This is a genomic window from Paenibacillus sp. FW104-T2 (genome assembly GCF_058789975.1).
In genome coordinates this window covers 163,730-186,060 of the sequence record NZ_JBYTCE010000007.1, presented here as the reverse complement: position 1 = coordinate 186,060, position 22,331 = coordinate 163,730, and the positions used below count along the sequence as shown (strand labels likewise).

The following is a 22,331-nucleotide window of genomic DNA, read 5'->3' as shown; positions in this document are numbered from 1 at the left end:
AACCGTATGTAGTCACTTGTAAACCAAAGTTAATAAACCGACAAACTTCACACATCCAATAAGCAGCGCTGCACCTATCTTCTGCATCCACTGCATTTTTTACACAGCAAAAAAAGCCGCTATAGCGGCTTCAAGATCGGGATATCTTAATTATATCCGTTCATCCTCTCCCTGCCTCCACCACATGCCTTCCGATTTCGGGCTGGTATAGGTAAAACCAAATTGGGAGTAAAGGCGATCTGCAGGTACATCTGCAAGAAGACTCACCAAGCCTCGAGCAGGCACATGTTCACGCAAGTATTTCATGATCTCGCTCATAATCAACTTGCCATATCCCCTGCCTTGAACATCCGGGTGAACCGCAATATCCACCACCTGAAAGAAACAACCGCCATCCCCAATAACCCTACCCATGCCTACGAGTGCATCTTTATTACGTAAACATACGGCAAAAAGACTGTTCGGCAGTCCAATTTCTGCTCCCTCCTTGCTCATCGCACTGAGACCCGCCATCTGTCGCAAGGCAAGATACTCTGCTGCTGTGGGTGGAATGTGTTCCATGCTGATCTGGTCCATGAATTGTGCCCCTTTCTGCTTGAATTCATCTACTTCCTGTGTAATAGTGAGAGAAAGCTTACGTGAAGCGTGTTTCAAGATACGTTAAGTTTGTGCAAAGGAGGAAAACGTGTGTTTCAACCCTGGATCAAAGAGCTACTATCGCGCCCCGGCGCTGAGGCTGTGCTGTTTGGAGTCATAGCTTTGCTGCTTGGGATATATATATGGTCCGCCACTGAAGTTCGCCGCAGCCACGAAAGGCGAATGCGAAGGATACAAAATACATTATACATAAGCACAACCCTGTTGGGAAAACTCACCATTCTGGAACATAAAAAGTATTCATTCTCACAAAATGAACAACATGATCTGTTCATGGCCATGCTGGCCTGCAAATCAGCATCTGACCTCTCCTCTACGTTACAGGATCAGATCCGCGACTGCATCAAGGAGCATGATCCTGCCAGACTCGCGCTGATGCACAGAGCATTGGAACGAGAATGCACCGCATTATCAGATGAACTTGGTCAAGATACCCGAACAGATCATTGGGGCGAGGCCATCTGGACAATCTTTCGGCCTCTGGCCGAACCAGCTGCACTGGCAGCTACCCTGTTGCTGGTTGTTGATCTTGTGTTCCGTCAGCGACTGTTGGACGTTTCTGTAGATTCATGGGAGAGCGTCCTCCCGTGGTTGCGTGCAGTTTCCTTGATGATTGCCATCATGTATGGTTATCTGCTCTGGGCCAGCCTTCGCCGCGAACCATCAGGTACAGTGAACAAAATACTCTTCTTGCTGATCGTGCTATGCTCGCTGCTCCATCTGATTGGGCCTGCTGCTGCTCCTTATGCCTTGGGATTACAGCTGATCCTGTTCGTTTCAGGTTTCGGGTTTACTGGAACTCGCCCACGGAGTGATCGCCCTTATGTAGGTCATACCGAGCTGGAGCCAACGAATGAGTCCCCTACTGAAATCGAAGTGAGTGCAGCGCGTAAAGCTGGTGCCTACACGGGCGAATAGTGAGGACCATTCCCTTTTTTTCATGTAATCTATGATAATCAAATGGGTAAACCAGAACTCTCACGACTGAATCCTTGTGTTGCTCGGAATTCAAAAAGGACTGAACTACAACGTAGTTCAGTCCTTTTCCATATAAGAATAGTATTACTTCAATCAATGACATAGCTTATTTGGCTACAACATGTGCAATGATGCGATCCTTTTCGTAAGTAACCTGAACGTCATAACCATCCGCTGTGACTTGGTCGAATTCACCTTTAATTACGCCAGCCGTCATTAAAGTAATATCCTTGGAACCTTCGATCTTATAGTTGGACAAGTCCAGATTGAGGCTTCCTCCATCCAGATACAGCTTTTTACCGACATTAACCTGGCTGTTATCATTGTCCATAACCAATTCCAACGTTCCACTGTCCAGAGTAAAGTTTCTATTTAATTTTAATGCTCCATCCGCATGAACGATGACTTTTCCATTCTCCACATACAGATCACCGAGACCAAAAGCAGATGCAGATTCAGCCACCAGCGTTCCTGCCTGCAGCAGCGTTCCGCCTGTGTAACTGTTATTGCCTGTCATGGTAAGTGTTCCTGTTCCCTTTTTCGTCAGCATTCCACTGCCAGAGATATCATTTCTCCACCAATCCTCTGCATTGAAACGTCCTTTGGAAGCATCCATATCCACGGTTACATTGTTTATGAATGCGCCGTAGCCATCCGCTGCCGTTACCAAATCCAATCTGCCCCAACCGTTTGATTCGTCCAGTACCGGATAACCGGAGTCAATGGATGTGGTATATAACACTTCTCTACGCTGCTCATCGGTTAAATAAGGCTGACGTGTCTTCAATAGCGCCTCTGCTCCTTGTGGCACTTCAGGAGCCAAACCTTTGATTCCTGTTTGTGGCAGGCCGTATGTGAGTTTATCTCGGTAGAAGGCTTTATTGGCATCATGATCTTCCCATTTCTTTTCGTCATATGCACTTTTGAAGGTATAGTCCTCTGTTACCGTGTGCGCATATTCGTACAAACTCATATTTTCTTTTTCTGCCAATGCTCCGAATACTTCTCCTGCATTATTATATGCCTTTTCCATCAATTCCTGGTTCTCTTCCTTATTGAATGCATAAGCTGTCATGGCTGTCGCTTGAATCCTTGCACCAATAACATCAAGCGGCGAGTGCATCCCGGTCACAATGCGGTTTTCACCCATTTGAGCAGCTCTTGTTAAAAATTCAGAGAATCGTTCTGGCGTGGCGTAGGCAAAAGGGAGAACAGACAGATACGAAGCACTGGTATGACCGCTCGGGAATGCTCCATCCTTACCTCGTCCATCTTCCGCTATTCTTCTTACATAGCTCAATGCAGGAATGATTTCCACGTTGCTTTCGTATTGTTGGAAATGCTTTTCTCCCGTTGTTTTGGTTCCTCCTGAAGCCAAAGGTTCTTCTATCACTTCACCTTTACCCAAGGTTTCCCACACGGCCAAACCATTCTCATCGACAACCTCTTTCACTTCTCCGTTCGAATTCATTCTCCATGGTCTTGGGGAAGAGTAGAAGTATTTCGAAGGATTGGAGGATGAAGGAGTCTTGAATCGAACCAGATCCACCAGGGCTACCATGTCTGCAAGCTCCGTCTTAGCCCATTCACTTCCCATTCCCTGGCTTTGGTCTTCTGCCGTTTCTTCTGTCAAGACAACATCCATATCGCTGATCTCTCTTTCGACGCTTGTCGTTGGCTTAACGATGTCTACATACGTGTTAGCCAGTGGCCCAAAAGCTTCCATCATACTGTAGATCTTATCTCTCTGGTCATCGTAATAGGCGGCTAACGCCTCTTCATCGGTACGATTTTGCGTCACATCTTCTACATATTTGATGTTAGCAACCCAAGTCGCTTGATTTCGAATTTCTTCGTTCGCAAATGTTTTCTGGTCTGCGACTGCTGTCTTTTGATCATTTTTAAAGCCATCATAATATGGGGTCGGTCCATCGCCATACTTTGCAACCTCTCCCTTAACTCCCGGTTTGGTCGCTGCTGTTCCATCTCTCCAATCCGATTGGTTCATGGACCAGACTTGTTCGAAACCGTCCAAAATATCAATAAATGGATTCGTTGCCGCAATATTTTTCAACGTGCCGTCGTCCGCATTGGCTCCATGTTCGACTGCAGACAGACGAGCTTCTTCGGCAGGAGGTTCCACATTCAGCACATTAGCCGTGCCCTTTGGCTTGAATGGTTTAGCATCGCTCGAGTCTATTTCCAAGGCATTAAAAAGTGCACTTACCGCTTCTGCCCGAGTGATCGATTGCAGTGGTTTGAAGCTTCCATCTGAATATCCGGATATAATTTTGGCTGCTGCAGTTCCACCTACAGCTCCTTTGCTCCAATCCGCTATGGACGAAGCATCGCTAAATGCATTCGCTGCTCCCTCATTCAGGTCCAGATTCAGAATGCCAGCGATGATTTTGGCCGCTTCCTGACGTGTGATCTGATTTTGAGGTTTCATCGTTTGATCCGCATAACCATCCATATATCCAGCCGCACTAGCTGTAGAAACGGCCTGATAATACCATGCATCTTCAGAAACATCATTAAAGTTAATGGCAGCTTGTCCTGCATATCCAAAAGCACCATTCACCAGATTCATAAATTCTGCTCTCGTAATCTCGTTGTTTGGTTTGAATGAACGATCCAGATAGCCCCGAATCAGTCCTTCATCACCCCATGCTTGAATGCTCGCTTCCGCCCAGTGTCCCTTAATATCAGAGAACTGAATCTTCTGATCGGCTGCAAAGCTCCGATCTGCAAACGTTGGGCTTACCATAGACAACATTAGAAGTAATGCCAGTGATTTTTTAAGTGGTTTTCTCATGGCCTGCAAATACACGCTCCCATAATCGTAATTTTTCGATTTCATCAGCGAATGTGTAGGATCGTCTCCATTCATTCCGTGTCTGATCTGGGGTTACTTTAGCACTCGGAGGAGCCTGGCATCTATAGAACAAATTCCGTTTTATATCAAATTCGTACGTTTTGGCCTGTGTATTCTCCAAAAAATAGAGTGAATAATAGAATCATCATCTAGAGTGCAGTTGTTTGTAAATTTAGATTAACGGAACGTAAATTGTTCTGGGGGTGTTTGTTAAATTTCGATCAACATGATTTCTAGTGCCGGGGCTATTATATAATGATGAAGTTGTCTAGAAACCCGTTATGAAGGAGGAAAAAGAATGCGCAAGCTCTTCCAGTCGGTGAGATCCAGGTTGATTTTTTCCTATCTTGCTGTCGTCCTTGTTATTGCGCTTCTTTTCGGATCTATCTTATATCTCTTCTTCTCCCATCAATACAGCAAAGAGATTCGGATCAACAAACAATTGCAGCTGCAAAGTACCGTCAATTATATTGAGACCTCCGTTATCGAAAAGGTGAACCAAGTCTATCTTTCTCTTGCCCTGGGCAGCCCCGTCAGCATTCAGCTCGATAGCCTGCAAGGAAACCACAGCAAAATTCTGGACATTGAGCAGCTGCTCAAAAGTCAGGTGCAGAATTATTCCGACCTGATTCAGGCCATTCATGTGTACGATACAGAGAATCATTTCATGATCTCTTCTATATATGGACTGCAGCTCCATGAAGTCACTCCATCGAGCGTAGATTCTGCCTACGATTGGATTGAGGCGATGAAAAAGAGTGACAAAAGCTCCTTATGGATGCAGACTCGTATGGTTCCTGAGGATACTTTTATCGAATTACCCGAACAGAGCAGCACGATGATTCTAATCTCCTATGTTCACAGTTATCCATTTCAGTCCTCTGGACAAGACAGTAAGGTCATGGTTGCGATTGATATCAAAGAATCGACGATCAGTCAGCTGATTCACAATATGATCCCTGCCGACTATGAAAATACATACATCGTGGATCAGCACGGAATTGTCATATCTGCCGCTGATAAATCGATGTTAGGCAGCTCCACGAACGAGACTCTGCTTCAGTCGCTGCTCTCCGGTCCTTCTTCCGGCGAGAGCTTCACGCAAAACTTTAATCATGATGCTTATGTTGTTTCCCAGGAGCAATTCGAAGAAAATGGATGGAGAATTTACACAACCATCCCGAATAAAAGCTTCTATTATAAGCTTGATAGCTTAAAGGAGGTCTCTGCGCTTCTGGGTTTGCTTGCTGTAGCGGTTGGGATAGCCATGTCGTTCGGCTTCACTGTAGCCAATTACAGTCCTCTTAAGCGGATCCTGAATAATATCAAGGCCAGGGTAGATAGCCCCGGTAACCTGAAGCAGAATGAATATCGATTCATCGATTCGGCTATCAGCAGCCTATCCATCAAAGTCGATAGTTTGGAAGAAACGCTGCAGGCCAATCACAAAATGATTAGGCACAGTATCATGCTGAATATGTTAAATAACCGATTTACGCCTGAGGAACTTAAAGAACAGCTGCAGTCTGTTCAGGTGTCTGTGGCCTATTCCCGCTATCGCTGTATCGTCATTGACCCCGTCAGCGAGAAGTGGAAGGAATTGCAGCCACGACAGCTGCAGCATACGTTGTACACGATGATTCAGCAGCTGGAGACAGCAGAAATGGCTGAAACCAAGCTGCTTGCGGAGGAATTGCAGGATCACAAAATAGCCGTGATCATCTGTACGAACCAACGCGAAGAGCCTGTTTCGGATCACATTGTATCCTTTATTCATTCCGAGGCGAGAAACAGGTTCGGTCTGGAATTTGCAGTGTCGTTAGGCGGCTGGGTAGAGCATTTCACGAAGATTCACACAAGCTATCATGAGGCGAAAGCCTTGATTCAATACAGCTATTTCTTTCCCGCTCTGTCTGCCATTCAAGACCTTGATCTCCTGCAAAGGGAAACCAGCAGTTTGGAGATTCCGGACGCTTACCTCATGAGTTTTGAGAAGAAGTTGCAATCCCGTGATATGGATGGTACGGTTCAGGCCATTCAGGATGTGGTATCGACCATCAAGGAAGGCCTCTATTCAGCCGAATACAGCCGCATTATTTTATTAAAAATGGTTTCCATATACGCTGACTGCATCAGTCAGGTGCGCTGGCAGCCCGCCGAGATGAGCTCCATGAATTTGTACAAGCAATATTCCTCGTTCTACAATATCAACCGGTATTCGGAATGGATGACTGATCTGGTAACCGAATTTATCACACAGATGGAGAAACGAAGCGAGGTCAGGAGCCCGGATACCATTTCAGCTGTCAAAGCCTACGTTCGCGAGCATATTTCGGGCGATCTCACGCTGGATCATGTCGCAGAACAGGTGTATATCAGTCCCAAGTATCTTAGTAAGATTTTCAAGGAAGAGACCGGCATGGCCTATTCGGAATATGTCACCAATCAGAGAATGGAACGCGCACGCGAACTCATCGCACAACAGGAATTTACTATTGAGCAGGTTGCGAGCACGGTCGGATACCGTACCTCTGCTTACTTCATTAAGAAGTTCAAAGAAATTCACGGCTGTACACCGAAAAACTTCATGCGCAGTCTGATGAACTGAATAGCCGAAGGGTTATCCCTATCCTAGGACATTGATCCAGATATCAAACCATGAGAAGGAGCTGCTATGAACCTCAACCTTTCAAGAGCTCTGTGTCTATTGATCACAACCGTTATCCTTATCATATGTATGAGTGGCTGCACCGTTTTGGGGGAACAACGCGCTCAAATGCAGCAGCACAATCCTGCTGATGAGTCTGAGAAGGATACAGAGCCGCCATATACAATTTCCTGGACCATGCATCAGAATACTCCCGTTCCTGAGAATGCAGAGATGATCACCTATATTGAGGATCTTTTTGATGTGAATCTGGAGGTGTGGAACCTGGAGAACAGACGCTATGAGGACCTGCTGGACTTGAAGCTCGCTCAAGGAAACATACCGGATCTTCTTCGGATCAGGCAGCCACATGATCTGCTTAAATATCAGATGCAGGGGGTATTAGCAGAAATTCCCGAGGACGTACTTGAAGAACATGCGCCTAATATTGTGAAGCGAATCCGTGATTATGATTCACGTTACCTGGAGTACGGAAAAATAAATGGCGCCTTATATGGAATCCCGGTCATCAATCAGACTAACATCTACCGGACCCCTATTGTATATCGGGAAGACTGGCTGGAGAAACGCAGTTTCGAAGTTCCGCGAACATTAGAGGAGTTTGAGACAGTTATGTATGCATTCGCCAAAGGTGACCCTGACCGAAATGGGAAACAGGATACATACGGGTTATCCAAAGAGGGCATGAATGTCGTTTTTGGTGCTTTTGGGCAGTCCGTTTTTACCGAGCAGCTATATTTTAACCAAAAAAATAACCGACTCGTGATCGGCGCATTGGAACCTGAGATGAAGAAAGCCCTAGCTTATCTGCAGAAGTGGTATCAGGATGGGATTATCGATCCTGAATTCATAACTGGAGAAAATAAAGGTGGCTACAAGCATTTGTCGCATGCGTTTATTAATAGCAGAATTGGGATGACCTCCATGGGCAATTATTATCATTGGACTCAAGACGGCGATTATAGCATTCTTAATGAAAAGGATGAGGAAATTCCCGTCGGAGCCATGTTCAATGTCCATGAACTCCTGCAGAAGAACGCATCCGCAGGCGTTGAATTCGGTCCTCCTGTTACAGGTCCTGATGGACTCAGTGGCTCCAAAGGCTACAATCTGCTGATGAGTTTCATTACAATCGGGGCCGATACGGTCAACGAGCCTGGTAAACTGGAAAAAATCCTTGAAATCCTCGATTATGTCAGTGCTAACTCCGATCCGGCAGAGCAGATCAAAATGGAATATGGCCTTCCAGGAAAGCACTGGAACTGGAGCTCTTCATCTTCAGGGGAATTTCACATTCTGCCCCCATATAACCGTATGGAGAATTACACCAATATGATCGGCTCCAGCATTGGCATGACCGTTCCAGGTGCAACCTCTGGCAAACGGGAGCAGTGGGCTGCATCTGAGGGATTGACGGAGAACGGTATTTATAATCATCTGGAGGTGGCTACCCCTGCCCTGATTCAATATTCATCTGAGTTGATCCATATGAGGGACAGAGCATACATCTCCATCATCACCGGCGATCAGCCTGTTGAAAGTTTTGATACCTTCGTGGAGGAATTTATGGAAGCAGGCGGGCAGCAGGTGCTGACTGAAGCTAATGAATGGTATAACGGGCAAATGGAGACAAATTCCACGAAATAGTTTGGCCACATTATCACATTAAAAGCATGAATTACCCATGAGTTTCCAAAAAAAATACGTGTTCTTTGGAAAACTTATGGGTAACTCACACTAAGCCAATCTATGCTCCCTGATGCCGCCTCAGTCTCTACCCCTTCGCACTTGCGTTCGATCCGCGCAATGAGCGGGGGGAGCTGCTTCGTGCAGTGCTGCCGGATTTGGAGGTGCTGCCTGAGGGCGTGTTCTCAAATCGTTTGCGTTCAGTCCGCTCCATCTGCACAATCTGGCCTTCATGTACAACGATGTGAAGCGAGCCAAACTCCATGTCATTCAGCTGTCCGGCAATTCGATCCATCCATACCTCATCCACTTTTAACGGCTTAGCCATAGAGCCGCCTCCTCTTCCCGGGCTGCTGCCCGCTATATGATTGACGCATGATCATCCATCCGACTTATAATTCATTCTTATCCAACCCATATACTTGGTTTATACATTAGCAGGGCTTCCAGTAGCTGTCAATCTGTATTTTCAAGAAACATTATCGAAATATAATGAACTCGTGATTTCTCCCAATTAAGGTGGAAATGGGCCAGAATTCGGACCCTTAATTACTTCTCTGAAACCGTTCTGTGTCCCAGCCAGCTCTTGAGCAGCAGCGTTGCCAGAGCCAGAATCAGTAATAAGGAAGCGACTGCGAACGATGCCGAGAACTGGTACTCGTTGTACAAAATCTCGACATGCAGCGGCAGTGTATTCGTCTCTCCGCGAATATGTCCAGACACCACCGATACAGCTCCGAACTCGCCCATCGCGCGGGCATTACACAGAATGATGCCGTACAGCAGCCCCCACTTAATGTTGGGCAGCGTAACATTCCAGAAGATTCGCCATCCGGAAGCGCCAAGCGTGACTGCCGCCTCTTCTTCCCGCGTCCCTTGGTCCTCCATTAACGGAATGAGCTCTCTCGCCACAAAAGGAAAGGTAATAAATAGCGTTGCGATTACGATACCAGGCAAGGCAAAGATAATTTTGATATCATGCTCTGCCAGCCACGGTCCAAACCAGCCATTGGAGCCAAATACCAGTACAAAGATCAACCCGCCCACAACTGGCGAGATGGAGAAGGGGAGATCAATTAACGTGATCATGACTCCCTTTCCCCTGAACTGGAACTTGGTGATGACCCAGGCTGCGGCTACACCAAATATCGTATTCAGCGGTACGGTAATCGCTGCAACCAGCAGTGTCAGCTTCAGGGCTGACATGGCATCTGGTTCGGTAAGAGCTGCAATATAGACACCCCACCCTTGCTTCAGTGCTTCCATCATCACAATGATTAATGGCAAAATGAGAAGCCAGAGCAGTACCAGACTCGCCAGACCGATCAATAGCCATTTGACCCATGGAGCTTCCGTAGTTGCACGGTTTGGCCCCGGACCGGTTCGCACTTGGGGAGCAGGCGTTATTGGAACGGAACCCGCCATTCATATGTACCTCCTTTTGGTTTAGGTTGGCTTATTACGCCTAAGCCCTGCCAGCCTTCCGGCTCCAGCGTTGAAGTGAATTAATCACCAGCAGCAGGACAAAAGAGACCAGCAGCAGCAGCAGGGCTACGGCCGTAGCTCCGGCGTAATCGAACTGCTCCAGCTTCGCCATGATCAGCAGAGGTGCAATCTCCGTTTTCATCGGCATGTTGCCCGAGATAAATACGACTGATCCATATTCCCCAATGCCTCTGGCAAAAGCAAGTGCAAACCCGGTCAGCAGCGGCGGGATCAGGTCCGGAAGCAATATCGTCCGAAAAATGCGCCATCTTCCTGCTCCCAGCGTGGCGGCAGCCTCTTCCACTTCGGCCTCCAGCTCTTCCAAAACTGGCTGTACCGTACGTACAACAAACGGAATGCCGATAAACATCAGCGCCAGGGTAATACCTGCCTGCGAATACGCCAGCTTGATACCCAAAGGCTCCACCAGCTGCCCTATCCATCCATTTCCGGCATACAGGGCCGTAAGGGCAACACCTGCCACTGCAGTAGGCAGGGCGAATGGCAGGTCAATGACTGCATCAAACAGGCGCTTGCCTGGGAATTCATATCGGACCAGCACCCAAGCCAGGAGCAGCCCAAGAACCAGATTAATCAAGGCAGCCACTCCTGCAGTCAGGAAGCTAACCTTGAAAGAAGCAAGTACCCGAGGGTTACTTGCTGTCTCAATCAACGTGGACCAGGTCAGGCCCGTGGAGTTAAAGATCAACGCTGCCAGTGGAATAAGGACAACCAGGCTCAAGTAGAACACGCTGTACCCCATTGTCAATCCGAAGCCCGGCAGTGTGCGTCTCCGGGCCACCATCACCTTGCTCATGGACGTTCATCCTCTCTGCCTTCAGCCGGTAGGGCTGGTTGGCCGCTTACATGGTGGTGAGCTCTTTTTGTGTTCAACATTAACTGCCTGGAACGTAGATCTGGTCAAAGATCCCGCCGTCATTGAAATGTTTGGCCTGCGTATCCCGCCAATTGCCAAATACATCATTCAGTGTAAACAATTCAACATCCGGGAACTGGTCTTTGAATTTCTCCTTCACGCTATCCAGCGTCGGGCGATAGTAATTTTCCGCGGCAATGGTCTGCCCCTCTTCGCTATACAGATATTTCAGATAAGCGTCTGCCACCTCGCGGCTGCCTTTTTTGTCTGCATTTTTATCCACGATTGCTACAGGTGGTTCAGCCAAGATACTAACGGAAGGAACAACGATATCGAATTTGTCCGGACCCAGCTCTTTTACCGATAAGAACGCTTCGTTCTCCCAAGCCAGCAGCACATCACCGATACCACGTTCAACAAATGTTGTCGTAGAGCCACGTGCCCCGGAATCAAGTACAGGTGCATGCTTGAAGAGTTCACCTACGAATTCCTTCGCCTTCTCTTCATCATTGTTGTTCTTTTTCAGCGCATATCCCCATGCTGCCAAATAGTTCCAACGCGCTCCGCCGGAGGTTTTGGGGTTCGGGGTAATCACCTGGGTATCCCCTTTGATCAGATCATCCCAGTCCTTGATGCCTTTCGGATTGCCTTTACGTACCAAAAATACAATGGTTGAGGTATATGGGGAGCTGTTGTGCTCGTATTTATCCTGCCAGCCCGCATTAATCAGCCCTTTATCCTCGATCGCGTCGATATCATATCCCAATGCCAGTGTAACGATATCTGCGTCCAAGCCATCGATCACGGAACGACTCTGTTTACCGGAACCGCCGTGTGACTGCTTGATCGTCACTTCCTGGCCTTTCTCTTTTTGCCAATACGCCGCAAACGCCTTGTTATATTGCTCATACAGTTCCCGCGTCGGATCATAGGATACATTCAGCAGCTCGATGGCTTTGGCAGCTTCCTTGCCGCTATCCTGCTCTCCCGATGTTCCTGCTGCACTGGAACCGCTGCTCTCCGCGCCGCACGCTGCCAGTACCCCTGTTAATACCAATGCCAGACCAACCAGAATACCCTTATGAATTCTCTTTTTCATAAACAACACTCCCCCCAGAATGGTTCTGCAATGACTACCTCAGGCAGGCTGAACAGTATGGAACGCACCGAAAAAAGAACAAAAGACGGAGGAACCACCCGCACACTTCTCCCTCACAAAGTCATGCCGACCCAAGGCCGTGTATGCTTCATCCAGAAATGATGTGCTGCAGTGTTCCTCCGTCGATACGGTTAGAACGTTATTCTGTTCAAGTTATTCTTCTCTGACTGTCATGACTGCTGCTGCAATAGTTAAGCAATCATTTTTATTATTCCTACCTGTTTAGTAAGTTATATGCATATCATAAGGGCAGCCCTCTGGCCTGTCAAACGTTTTTTCCGATTTCTTCGGGATTTCAATCCGATTGAAATGGAATGAAAAACGGACAACAGGATTACCCTGTTGTCCTCGGATCAGGCGGAATAACAGATTAACATGGCATCTTGCTCTGGTTGCCGCAGCTCATGCTTATCTCTTATTTCCCAGCATAATGAATATTGGGTACCGGTGGCGTGCTCATGCCTTCACCCAAATAAAAACCGGTGTGGGGCGGTTGATTATAGGCAACATTTTGCCATGCGATACCAAGACGATACACCGGATCATGCATCAGGGTATAAATCCGCTTGTCCGTGACCGCAGTTGTGGTGTAGATCCGCAGCGCAGAGCTATCGCTTGTCCGCCATACTACCTCTTCCCTCCAGTCCCCGAACAGGTCAGCCTGCAGATTCGGTGTGGATTTTGTACCGTTATTGGAGGAAACACCTGAAGCTGTCAGCAAATTAACCGTTTTACTGTTGGCATAGTCCCACTTATCGATTCGGTTGCTGTCCAGCAGCTCCCGCAGCAGATCTCCATCCCACCAGATACCAAAATTCGTGGATGAAGGCAAGGTTGTTCCAATTTTCTGTCCTTTGGCTGTATACAGACCACCGTCCGCCCAAACTTCAGCTCCCTTATATCTCGGGTCGATATCCGCTGCCATGCCGCGTCCGATATCCTTTGTTGTAGGTATGCCCCAGATGAGCTGCCCTGTACGTGCATCACGAAATTCAACTCCCGCATTGGACGGGGTCTCATGAACCTGAAATACCTCAAGCCCGGCACGGTCGGGGTCCAGGTCACTTAGATGCATGGCATCGCCATGATGAAGCCCTGTTGTGTACAATCCTTTTCCGTTGTCATCTACCGCCATGGCACCGTAGATAATCTCATCCTTGCCGTCTCCATCCACGTCCGCTACGCTCAGATTATGATTCCCCTGCCCGGCATACCCCGAATTGCCGGATGTATTCGAATCAAATGTCCACTGCTTCGTCAGCTGCCCATTCCGCCAATTGTAGGCTACAAGCACCGTACGCGTATAGTACCCACGTGCCATAACCAGACTTGGGCGTTCTCCATCCAGGTAGGCAATCGCTGCAAGAAAACGGTCTACCCGGTTGCCATAATTATCTCCCCAATCGGATACGTTGCCCCGTGCCGGTTCATAGTTCACTGTGGAGAGCGCTTTGCCAGTCTGTCCATTGAAAATGGTCAGGAATTCCGGCCCGGAAAGCACGTATCCGCTGGAGTTGCGGTAGTCCTTGCTAGCATCGCCAATGACCGTACCGGTGCCATCCTTGCTGCCATCAGCCGTTTTCATCGCAACCTCGGCCTTGCCGTCTCCATCCAGGTCATACACCATGAACTGGGTATAATGAGCACCTGCGCGGATATTTTTGCCGAGACTAATTCGCCATAAACGTGTCCCGTTCAATTTATAGGCATCGATAAATACTTCACCGGTATATCCACTCTGAGAGTTATCCTTGGAGTTGGAGGGGTCCCACTTCACGATTAGTTCATACTCCCCGTCGCCGTCCAGATCGCCTGCACTGGCATCATTGGCGCTATACGTATAAGCCACCCCATCCGGTGTTGTCCCGCCCGATGGTATGCTGAGAGGCACAGACAGGTAGTTGTTTCCCCATACACTCGCAGCAGCCGAAGCCGACTGCTCGGTTCCGCCCACTACAGCCCGAACCGTATATTTGGAACTGCTTGTCCCGCTGGCGTCCTGAAGGTTCGTGCTATTGGTTATGGGGGATGCGTTCACTTTGGTTCCATCCCGATATACATTGAACAAAACATTGGATCCTTCCGTACCCAAAAGACGCCAGCTGACAAATACACCCGTACCTGTCTTTACCGCAACCACCCCACGGTCCAGAAACTCCATCTGACGCGTACCCGCCGCCTCGGTTACCGGTGTGTTCCCCAGTCCTAACGCAGTCGTCAGCATGGCTGAACTTAGCAGGGCTATTCCGGTAATTCGCAGCGCCCTTCTCCAAGACAATCGATTCAACATAGAATAATAGCCTCCCCAAATGGAATTGGTAAGCCCGTTGTCCCCTTAGCGTCATCTTTATGTAAGCGCTTTAATAATTTCATTCTAAATTAAACATTTAATTCCATCTATAGGTCTAAATTAGTAATTTTGTGTCGTAAGCACTTTGATTTTGTATTCTTCGGAATACCTTGAACTCTCGGGATACATTGAATAATAAAAAATAAAAAGACCATGCTGGATCAGGCCCATGCATGGTCTTGAGTAATCGGATTTGAATCTGCTCAATTGCAACACTGCAGCTTATACCACAGGCGTAATGCATACCGGACGGGACACTTCGAGTTTAAATCCATTGTGCGTCAGGCGCCCATCTTCCCCATCAATCTGAAATGCAACAATATTGTTGCTATCCTGATTGGCCACGAGCAGAATGCCGCCTGGCATCAAATTGAAGTTACGAGGAGTCTGACCGATGGTCGACGTCCATTCCACGGCTTCCAATTTTCCGGATTCCTGATCAATATGATACAGCACGATGCTGTTATCGCCGCGGTTGGAAGCATACAGGAAACGGCCGCAAGGGGATACACGGATATCTGCAGCTGTTCCTTCTCCCGAATGCCCTTCAGGCAGCGTGGAGATATGCTGCAGCGTATTAAACTCACCTCTCCGCTCATCATACATGAATGCGGTAACCGTGTTGTTCAGCTCATTAATGACATACGCCCATTTCCCACTCGGATGGAAAACCAAATGTCTTGGACCTGAACCAGGAGGCTGATTTGTCTCGCGGTGTGTGACCAGCCTTCCTTCTTCCATACGGTAAACAATAATCTGGTCGAGCCCAAGGTCACATACGACCGCATACTGTCCGGACGGGTCCGGCTGTATGGAATGAGCATGAGGTCCTTCCTGACGATCATCGTTCTTCCCTCTGCCCGTATGTTCAACCAGTGCACTCATCTCTTCAAGCGTCCCTTGATCCCCTACCGGGAATACATTCACACTACCGCTGCTGTAGTTCGAAGTCAGCACCCATTTGCCATCCTTGGTGACCGACACATAGCAAGGAGAAGCCCCTTTGGTCAGTTTGCGATCCATCAGATGCAGTTCACTCGTTGCCGTATCCCTGCGATATACAAGCACCTCTCCCTCATCGGTTTCACTCGCAACGTACAGACAGTTAGCATCTGGGCATAATGCGAGATAGGATGGGTTGTCCACACCCTCTGTGTGACTGACGATTCTCATCTCACCTGTATCTGCATCCAGTGCGCACAGTACAATCCCTGGTTGATCTGCTGATGCATAAGTTCCTGTATAGAAAAATGTTTCATTCGCTGCTGCTTGTTCCATATCTCTCATCTCTCCTTCTCTTTTCCAATTCCATGTCTATCTTTCTTCATTGAGTCGGTTCATGCTCTGGATTAATGCTTCCACTATGATGTACTTACCCAATTCACCGGCTTCTGCTTCATCGGAACACACGCAACGTTCTGAAGATCATGATATTTCTGTGAACGCTTGCATATCCGTCATTGACTCCCCCATCCTCCCTCACCATAATACAAGTATGAGACCTTACAACCGTACAACCACACTGCGCAAATCTGCTGGATTCCCTATGCAAAAACTCATTGTACTGCCTGATCCTCTGCTCGATGAAGCAGCTCGATACCCAGTAACTTCAGGGCTGTACGTTACGGATATCGGATATTTCCATGAAGCAGAGCATCATTACCGGGATCGGCCTCAAGGATGTGACTCCCATATTCTCATGTATTGCGTACAAGGAACAGGATGGTACGAATTAGATGGCAGCAAACCCCAAGTTGTACATGCAGGTGACCTGGTCATCTTGCCTGCATATATGGCCCACGTTTACGGGGCTAATGCGGCTGAACCCTGGAGCATCTACTGGATTCATCTGCGTGGCGAACACGCTTCTACCTATATTGAACTGCTCCTGGCCCATAAAATCTCTGCCATCGTTCCTTCCAAAGCCCCCAAATGGCTGGAGCTGTTCCATGAATGCTATGATGCACTGGAAACCGGGTACTCCCTGCAAGCCATGATATACGCTTCGCAGATTACGGGCTATATGCTCGGTATGCTGGCCTATGGTCAGGGAACAGGGGTCAGCATGATCAGCAGCAAACGAGCAGCAGAGCAATCGGTCCAGTATATGCTGGAACACCTGGAGCGCGGATTGACGTTAAAGGAGCTAGCAGCACAGGCCCAGTTATCAGCACCCCATTATTCACAACTGTTCAAGCAGGCAACCGGACATTCACCCATAGATTATTTCCTGCGACTCAAAATCCAGCATTCCTGCCGTTATCTTGATTTTACGGACTGGACCGTCAAACAGATCAGCTCCGAACTGGGGTTCAAGGACCCTTATTATTTCTCACGACTGTTCAGCAAAATGATGGGACGTTCACCCACGGAGTATCGCAACAAATCCAAGGGTTAGTTGTGCATTCCCTTGTTACTTGAAATAATGCGAATCATCTGTTGGAAAATTGCAGCAACCTTTTTTAGACAAGGGTCGTCTATAGGGAAAATAGCTTTTATACAAAGGGACTCCCTAGAAAAGTGAGGCGATTTCAACATGAAAAAAAATATACTAGCCACTATAACTGCCGGAGCACTGCTCACACTCTCCCTGAGTGCTGGCCCGATTAACGCTGCTCAAGCCCATTTTACGGACCTTCAAGGTATTGCAGGTGCTGACAAAATTGAAGCTCTGCATCAGGATGGATTGATCAAGGGAGTGAGCGACAGCTTGTTCAAACCGGAACAGCAATTAAATACTGCACAAGGAGTGCAGCTGATTACCGATGGTCTCGATCTGAACCTGGATGCCATCCGTTTTATCAAACAACCGCTCCCGAGTGATACCTTCAGCAACGTCAAGGACGGTGTATGGTACAGCGATGCCTTCGTTCGTGCCCAGTATAATGGAATTCAGATGCCCAAGGATATCGATCCAGCTGCAGAAATGACACGTGAACAATTCACTCTGTTCCTGATGAAGGGAATCGAAGCCAAAGGCGGCCTGCCGATGATTAATATCAAACCGGTAGAAATTACAGATGAACAGGAGCTTACTCCAGAGTATCAGGGTGCTGTTCAGCGCTCGCTGGTTCTTAAAATCAATACGCTTGATGCGGATGGCAACTTCAATCCGAAGGAAACCATTACTCGCGCAGAAGCAGCAGTTATGATGTACAATGCCATCGAATACATGGAAAGCTTCCATGCTCCGCAAATCCCGGAAACACCTGAGAAATAAGAATTGCAATGAAGAGCTGGAAATGATGGTTGGCAAGCATCCAATCCTTCCTGCCTTTCACAGCAAATAGCCGCATGCTCCCTGAGGGGCATGCGGCTATTTTTAATACGAATACTTTAGAATGAGCCTCTAACTACGACATCAGACAATGGGAAACGACCTGCCGGACGAGCCGGTTGTGCCGCTTTACCCACCGTGATCAGCAATGTAGGAATGTAGCGAGGAGGAATATTGAATGTTTCGATCAGTTGCTGCGGGTTGTAACCACCCATTGGGCATGTATCATAGCCAAGGGAACGCGCAGCCAGCATGATGTTTTGCGAAGCAAAAGAAGCATTGCGGATCGCTTCGTCGCGAGCCGTTTGCTGGTTTTGATAAGCGCCGTTGATCTGACCAACCAACGCGTCGCGAATTTCAGGCTTCAAGTGGCCAGCTTCAACAGCCTGATCATAGATGACTGCATTGCGATTGGCTTCGAGGTCTCCGAGTACAGCGATCGTAACAGAGCTTTCTGTGATTTGACTTTGACCATAAGCGATCGGCAGCAATTTAGCCTTATCCGCTTCGGATTCAATCACAAGGAATTTCCAGTGCTGCAGGTTCCATGCAGACGGAGCTTCAGAAGCTGCAGTCAGGATTGCAGTGAGATCCTCCTCTGGCATAACAAATCCGGCTTCATATTTCTTGACTGAATGACGTTCGTTAATAACGCGCAGTGTTTCATTGTTTTCAATGCTGGACATTCATTCCACTCCCCAAAATTGTTTTTTATTATATCTTATCATTTCTGTTGTTTCCATTTATGTTCGCAAGGCCATATCAAGTGATCTCTACGAGATACCCACCTTCCGAAAATAACATCAGCGCAGAGGATCGCACCCATCTGTGTTCACGTTATGCCCGGAATCTCCTAAACATCCATGAATCTCATTTCCCCGGGACAACGTCCATGCCAATTAACCGTTCGACGACAATTCATTCTTGGACGAAGAGCATGCTTCCCCATTTCCGATACGATGCTTCACATCCTCAATCGATATACTGTCGAAATAGGAAGTTAGCGCATCCTCACCGCCATCATAGATGCTCCCCATGACATCCTGCATGTTAGAGGATACGATGCAATTGGAACCGGACTCTCCGGAACACCAATTGGGCCCAAGTGAGCCGCCGGCAACCAGACGGTACAACTCCCCAAGCTTGATCTCTTCGCTCGGACGACTGAGCAGGTATCCGCCGTGAGCACCTTCCTTGGTGGTCAGATAACCATTCTTCCGCAGCACACTAAGAACCTTGCGTACTCTCGCCGGGTGCGTACCGACGCTATGGGACAGGTCTTCACTGTTCGCCATGCACTCATCCTTCATGGACAGAAAAACCAGACAATGGACGGCAATGGTAAATTCACTGTTCATCACTTACTCCCTTCCCGGCAGCAATCACCGATGTAGTAAAACACAAGGTAAGTTCAACTGTTATTATAGGAATAACAGTTATGTTTGTCAACTTCTGTTCCCCCGTTCAAACAGGCCCAGGATTCCCTGTCATAGCAGCATTTATGATCCTCAAACAGAACAAGGTCATTTTACGAAAGTAACCGTATTTCTATACAAAATGAACAAAAAAGTGAGCCAATCGCATCGCGAATGGCTCCAAAAAGATAGACATATGAAAGGGCTTACGTCATCATTATAATCGGTATTCCTCAATTTGAAAACGCTTTTTTTGTAAAGAGGAGATTTTCCTCCATTTTTTTTATTTTACGGGGCATCTTGCAAAAACTAATGACATTAGTTATATTACTAATACCATTAGTTTTAGGAGGCCCATTGCATGAGATTAACTCGTGAACATGACGTTATTCAGATTTCCTTTCTCCCCCGTCTTTTCCCTGTGAACGTCTATATCGTGGAAGAAGAAGATGGTGTAACCGTTATTGATGCGGGGATGCCATTTAGTCTGAAGGGGATTCTTGCTACCGCCAAGTCCCTTGGTAAACCGATCACCCGGATTATTCTGACCCATGCCCATGACGACCATGTCGGTGCGCTGGATGGCCTCAAGGAGGCAGTCCCTTCAGCAGAAGTCTCTATCTCCAGCCGGGATGCCAGGCTGCTGGCCGGAGATGCTGCCCTGCTTCCGGGAGAACCCCAGACCCCAGTACGCGGCAGTGTACCGAAAGGCATCCGCACCCGTCCGGACCGGCTGCTGGAAGACGGCGATCGCATTGGCTCCCTGATCGCGATTGCTTCTCCAGGCCATACGCCCGGGCATATGGCCTTCATGGACACGCGCAGCCGCGTGCTCATTGCCGGCGACGCGTATCAGCTGCATGGCGGCCTCGCCGTCTCCGGCCGCGTGCGCCCGCTCTTCCCGTTCCCTGCGCTTGCGACGTGGAACCGGGAACTGGCTCTGGCCAGCGCGAAGCACCTGGCCGAGCTGGAACCGTCCGTGCTGGCGGTAGGCCACGGACGGATGCTGCACCAGCCAGGGGCCGCCATGCGTGCGGCAGCGGCTGATGCGGAGCAGCGGCTGCGCCCTGCCGGGGGGCACCTGTGAGCCCGCGGCAGGGGCTGGATCGCGGCACACTGCTAAGTGCCGCGGCACAGCTTGCCGACAGCGACGGCTTCCAGGCGCTGACCCTGGCCGCACTGGCCCAGCGGCTGGACGTGCGCTCCCCGTCGCTGTACAACCACATCAGCGGGCTTCCCGGGCTTCGCCAGGAACTGGCGCTGATGTCTGTACTACAGCTCAGCCAGGCACTTGCCACGGCTGCCGCTGAACGCACGGGCGACGAGGCCATACAGGCCATCGCCGCAGCTTATATCGGCTTTGTCCGCCAGCATCCAGGGCTGTACGAAGCCTCGTTCCACGCTCCGGATATCCATGAACCGGAGCTTGCCGAAGCCAGTGCAGCTACGCTGGACATTCTGCTGCATGCATTGCAGCCCTACCCGCTCACCGAAGCCGAAGCGCTGCATGCGGTGCGCGGATTAAGGAGCCTGTGCCATGGCTTCGCATCCATTGAAGCCCAGGGCGGGTTCAACATGGATTTCGATTCCAATGAGAGCCTGCACCTGACTGTCCAGGCCTTCCTTAACGGACTGCAGCATCTGCATCAGGACTGACTCTGCACCGTAAATATTTGAAAAGGGATGCAGCACTACACTGCATCCCTTTCTACCTTCGGCCTTTCTCTCCGAACGGTCTTTCCCTATGGCCACACACGCTCTTCGGCTTGAATTTCCTTCAGAATCTGCTTCATGACAGGCACGTACACCTTCCAGTAAAACATATCCGGTATTTCTTTTCGATTCGGTGTAAGCCACTCTCTGATGACATCCCATCCCTTGATCCTGCGCCAGAATGAGTAATGCTCCATCTCTCCGAATGAACCTGTCATATAATACGACTGATAATCTCCATCATTGCGAAGGATGGCCGGAAAATCACCCGGAATACCGGCATTAATCAGCTTCTGCCGTCCTTCTTGAGTCAGGCTCATTTTATATCTTGCCAGTATCGATTCTGGCGAATCCGGCACGACAACATCGAACCAGCTGGTATATTGGAACTCCTGCTGAATGCCGCTCCACTGCCTGCCTTTCTCCGTAAAGGACAGCTTGATCTCTGCTGCCCCGACATCCTTGCCGCCACGCAGCACGATGACCCGGCCATCTTCATGCACCAGGAGAATGCCCTTTCCGGAGTATGGCCAAGCCTGCCCAGCAATACGCTCATAATCCATACGTACCTGTTCAGGCACTTGAACTCGGCTCTGCAGATTGGATATATATTTTCCTCGCCACCCGCTGCTCTTCAAGCCCAAAATGGGATGCAGCTGTTCCCTGACGTTATCCGACGTCCATAAGGATTGTGTATTATACTCTGCAACGACTGCGACCCCTCTGCTGGCTGCTTCGCGAATTTTAAGGACATCATAAACCGTTAATCCTGCGTCCTCCTCGACCTTCTTCGTTCTGAAATTAACAGGAGGTCCAGCATTTGTTTTCGATGAAGCCAGATAGATCAGATCGGTTTCAGTGACTTCGTCCGGAAGTTTTTTCGTTATTGGAGAAGCATGCTCTAGGAGGTTAACCTCATCCTCATTTTCGTCATAAACGTATCGTTCTCCAGTCTTCTGTACAATCTTCTGTTGATTTAACAGCCAAACCAGGCCCTTATATCCCGGAGAAGGTGCATTAGCATTCGTTTTGTCTATTATCATGATGTTCAGCAGCACTGGTGCTTGAGATTGCCACCAGATCCAGGGGACAACCAGACCGACCGATATCAGTGTCAGACAAGCCAGCAACCATAAGGTTAGCGGCCTGTGGTTTCTTTTCATGCTGTGTCTTCCTCCCAGGGTGTCTTGC

At 48.6% G+C, this 22,331-nt stretch carries 18 protein-coding genes; 7 read left to right on the top strand and 11 right to left on the bottom strand.

The window, feature by feature from the left end; genetic code table 11:
• Window positions 1-150: 150 nt before the first annotated feature.
• A complete protein-coding gene (locus AC3WQ3_RS11460) occupies window positions 151-576 on the bottom strand; it encodes a GNAT family N-acetyltransferase (RefSeq protein WP_492472326.1) in 426 nt (141 codons plus the stop codon).
• A 111-nt stretch (window positions 577-687) separates the two neighbouring features.
• Here AC3WQ3_RS11460 and AC3WQ3_RS11455 point away from each other — a divergent pair, with 111 nt between their 5' ends.
• Window positions 688-1,575 carry a hypothetical protein gene (locus tag AC3WQ3_RS11455; protein ID WP_492472325.1) on the top strand — a complete coding sequence of 296 codons (888 nt, stop codon included), beginning with the start codon at window positions 688-690 and terminating at the stop codon, window positions 1,573-1,575.
• Between the two features lie 166 nt (window positions 1,576-1,741).
• Here the strand turns inward: AC3WQ3_RS11455 and AC3WQ3_RS11450 are convergent, their stop codons facing one another.
• On the bottom strand, window positions 1,742-4,495 hold the full coding sequence (locus AC3WQ3_RS11450; RefSeq protein WP_492472324.1) for an S-layer homology domain-containing protein: 2,754 nt from the start codon (window positions 4,493-4,495) through the stop codon (window positions 1,742-1,744).
• Window positions 4,496-4,808: 313 nt separating this feature from the next.
• Between AC3WQ3_RS11450 and AC3WQ3_RS11445 the strand changes: the two genes are divergently transcribed.
• Both AC3WQ3_RS11445 and AC3WQ3_RS11440 read left to right on the top strand, forming a co-directional pair.
• Window positions 4,809-7,118, top strand: a complete 2,310-nt coding sequence (locus AC3WQ3_RS11445) for a helix-turn-helix domain-containing protein (RefSeq protein ID WP_492472323.1) — start codon at window positions 4,809-4,811, stop codon at window positions 7,116-7,118.
• A 168-nt stretch (window positions 7,119-7,286) separates the two neighbouring features.
• Complete coding sequence (locus AC3WQ3_RS11440) at window positions 7,287-8,825, top strand: extracellular solute-binding protein (protein WP_492472322.1); 1,539 nt, start codon at window positions 7,287-7,289, stop codon at window positions 8,823-8,825.
• 127 nt (window positions 8,826-8,952) lie between these two features.
• Here AC3WQ3_RS11440 and AC3WQ3_RS11435 read toward each other — a convergent pair whose 3' ends face one another.
• From AC3WQ3_RS11435 to AC3WQ3_RS11410, 6 genes are all read right to left on the bottom strand, one after another.
• Window positions 8,953-9,192, bottom strand: coding sequence for a YezD family protein (locus AC3WQ3_RS11435; RefSeq protein WP_095291770.1), 240 nt, complete (start codon window positions 9,190-9,192; stop codon window positions 8,953-8,955).
• A gap of 221 nt (window positions 9,193-9,413) precedes the next feature.
• Entirely contained in the window at window positions 9,414-10,289 is an 876-nt protein-coding gene (gene cysW / locus AC3WQ3_RS11430; RefSeq protein ID WP_492472321.1) for a sulfate ABC transporter permease subunit CysW, read from the bottom strand.
• 40 nt (window positions 10,290-10,329) lie between these two features.
• Window positions 10,330-11,166 carry a sulfate ABC transporter permease subunit CysT gene (cysT, locus tag AC3WQ3_RS11425; RefSeq protein ID WP_127539183.1) on the bottom strand — a complete coding sequence of 279 codons (837 nt, stop codon included), beginning with the start codon at window positions 11,164-11,166 and terminating at the stop codon, window positions 10,330-10,332.
• Between the two features lie 79 nt (window positions 11,167-11,245).
• The gene (locus AC3WQ3_RS11420) at window positions 11,246-12,325 is read right to left on the bottom strand and encodes a sulfate ABC transporter substrate-binding protein (protein ID WP_127539182.1); all 1,080 of its coding nucleotides are present in this window, start codon (window positions 12,323-12,325) and stop codon (window positions 11,246-11,248) included.
• A 475-nt stretch (window positions 12,326-12,800) separates the two neighbouring features.
• Complete coding sequence (locus AC3WQ3_RS11415; protein ID WP_492472377.1) at window positions 12,801-14,609, bottom strand: rhamnogalacturonan lyase; 1,809 nt, start codon at window positions 14,607-14,609, stop codon at window positions 12,801-12,803.
• A gap of 348 nt (window positions 14,610-14,957) precedes the next feature.
• The gene (locus tag AC3WQ3_RS11410; RefSeq protein ID WP_492472320.1) at window positions 14,958-16,013 is read right to left on the bottom strand and encodes a lactonase family protein; all 1,056 of its coding nucleotides are present in this window, start codon (window positions 16,011-16,013) and stop codon (window positions 14,958-14,960) included.
• Between the two features lie 268 nt (window positions 16,014-16,281).
• On the opposite strand from AC3WQ3_RS11410, the gene AC3WQ3_RS11405 reads away from it, so the two are divergent.
• Complete coding sequence (locus AC3WQ3_RS11405; protein WP_336783747.1) at window positions 16,282-17,133, top strand: AraC family transcriptional regulator; 852 nt, start codon at window positions 16,282-16,284, stop codon at window positions 17,131-17,133.
• Window positions 17,134-17,271: 138 nt separating this feature from the next.
• Window positions 17,272-17,955 carry an S-layer homology domain-containing protein gene (locus tag AC3WQ3_RS11400; protein ID WP_336783748.1) on the top strand — a complete coding sequence of 228 codons (684 nt, stop codon included), beginning with the start codon at window positions 17,272-17,274 and terminating at the stop codon, window positions 17,953-17,955.
• 116 nt (window positions 17,956-18,071) lie between these two features.
• Here the strand turns inward: AC3WQ3_RS11400 and AC3WQ3_RS11395 are convergent, their stop codons facing one another.
• The gene (locus tag AC3WQ3_RS11395) at window positions 18,072-18,698 is read right to left on the bottom strand and encodes a nitroreductase family protein (protein WP_492472319.1); all 627 of its coding nucleotides are present in this window, start codon (window positions 18,696-18,698) and stop codon (window positions 18,072-18,074) included.
• A gap of 213 nt (window positions 18,699-18,911) precedes the next feature.
• Window positions 18,912-19,370: an Rrf2 family transcriptional regulator gene (locus tag AC3WQ3_RS11390; protein WP_154896569.1), complete on the bottom strand. Its 459-nt coding sequence runs from the start codon at window positions 19,368-19,370 to the stop codon at window positions 18,912-18,914.
• 418 nt (window positions 19,371-19,788) lie between these two features.
• On the opposite strand from AC3WQ3_RS11390, the gene AC3WQ3_RS11385 reads away from it, so the two are divergent.
• Entirely contained in the window at window positions 19,789-20,514 is a 726-nt protein-coding gene (locus tag AC3WQ3_RS11385) for an MBL fold metallo-hydrolase (RefSeq protein WP_492472318.1), read from the top strand.
• Window positions 20,511-21,083, top strand: a complete 573-nt coding sequence (locus AC3WQ3_RS11380; RefSeq protein WP_492472317.1) for a TetR/AcrR family transcriptional regulator — start codon at window positions 20,511-20,513, stop codon at window positions 21,081-21,083. The genes AC3WQ3_RS11385 and AC3WQ3_RS11380 overlap by 4 nt, the downstream gene beginning before the upstream one ends.
• An 86-nt stretch (window positions 21,084-21,169) precedes the next feature.
• Here the strand turns inward: AC3WQ3_RS11380 and AC3WQ3_RS11375 are convergent, their stop codons facing one another.
• Window positions 21,170-22,303: a hypothetical protein gene (locus AC3WQ3_RS11375; RefSeq protein WP_492472316.1), complete on the bottom strand. Its 1,134-nt coding sequence runs from the start codon at window positions 22,301-22,303 to the stop codon at window positions 21,170-21,172.
• Window positions 22,304-22,331 lie beyond the last annotated feature (28 nt).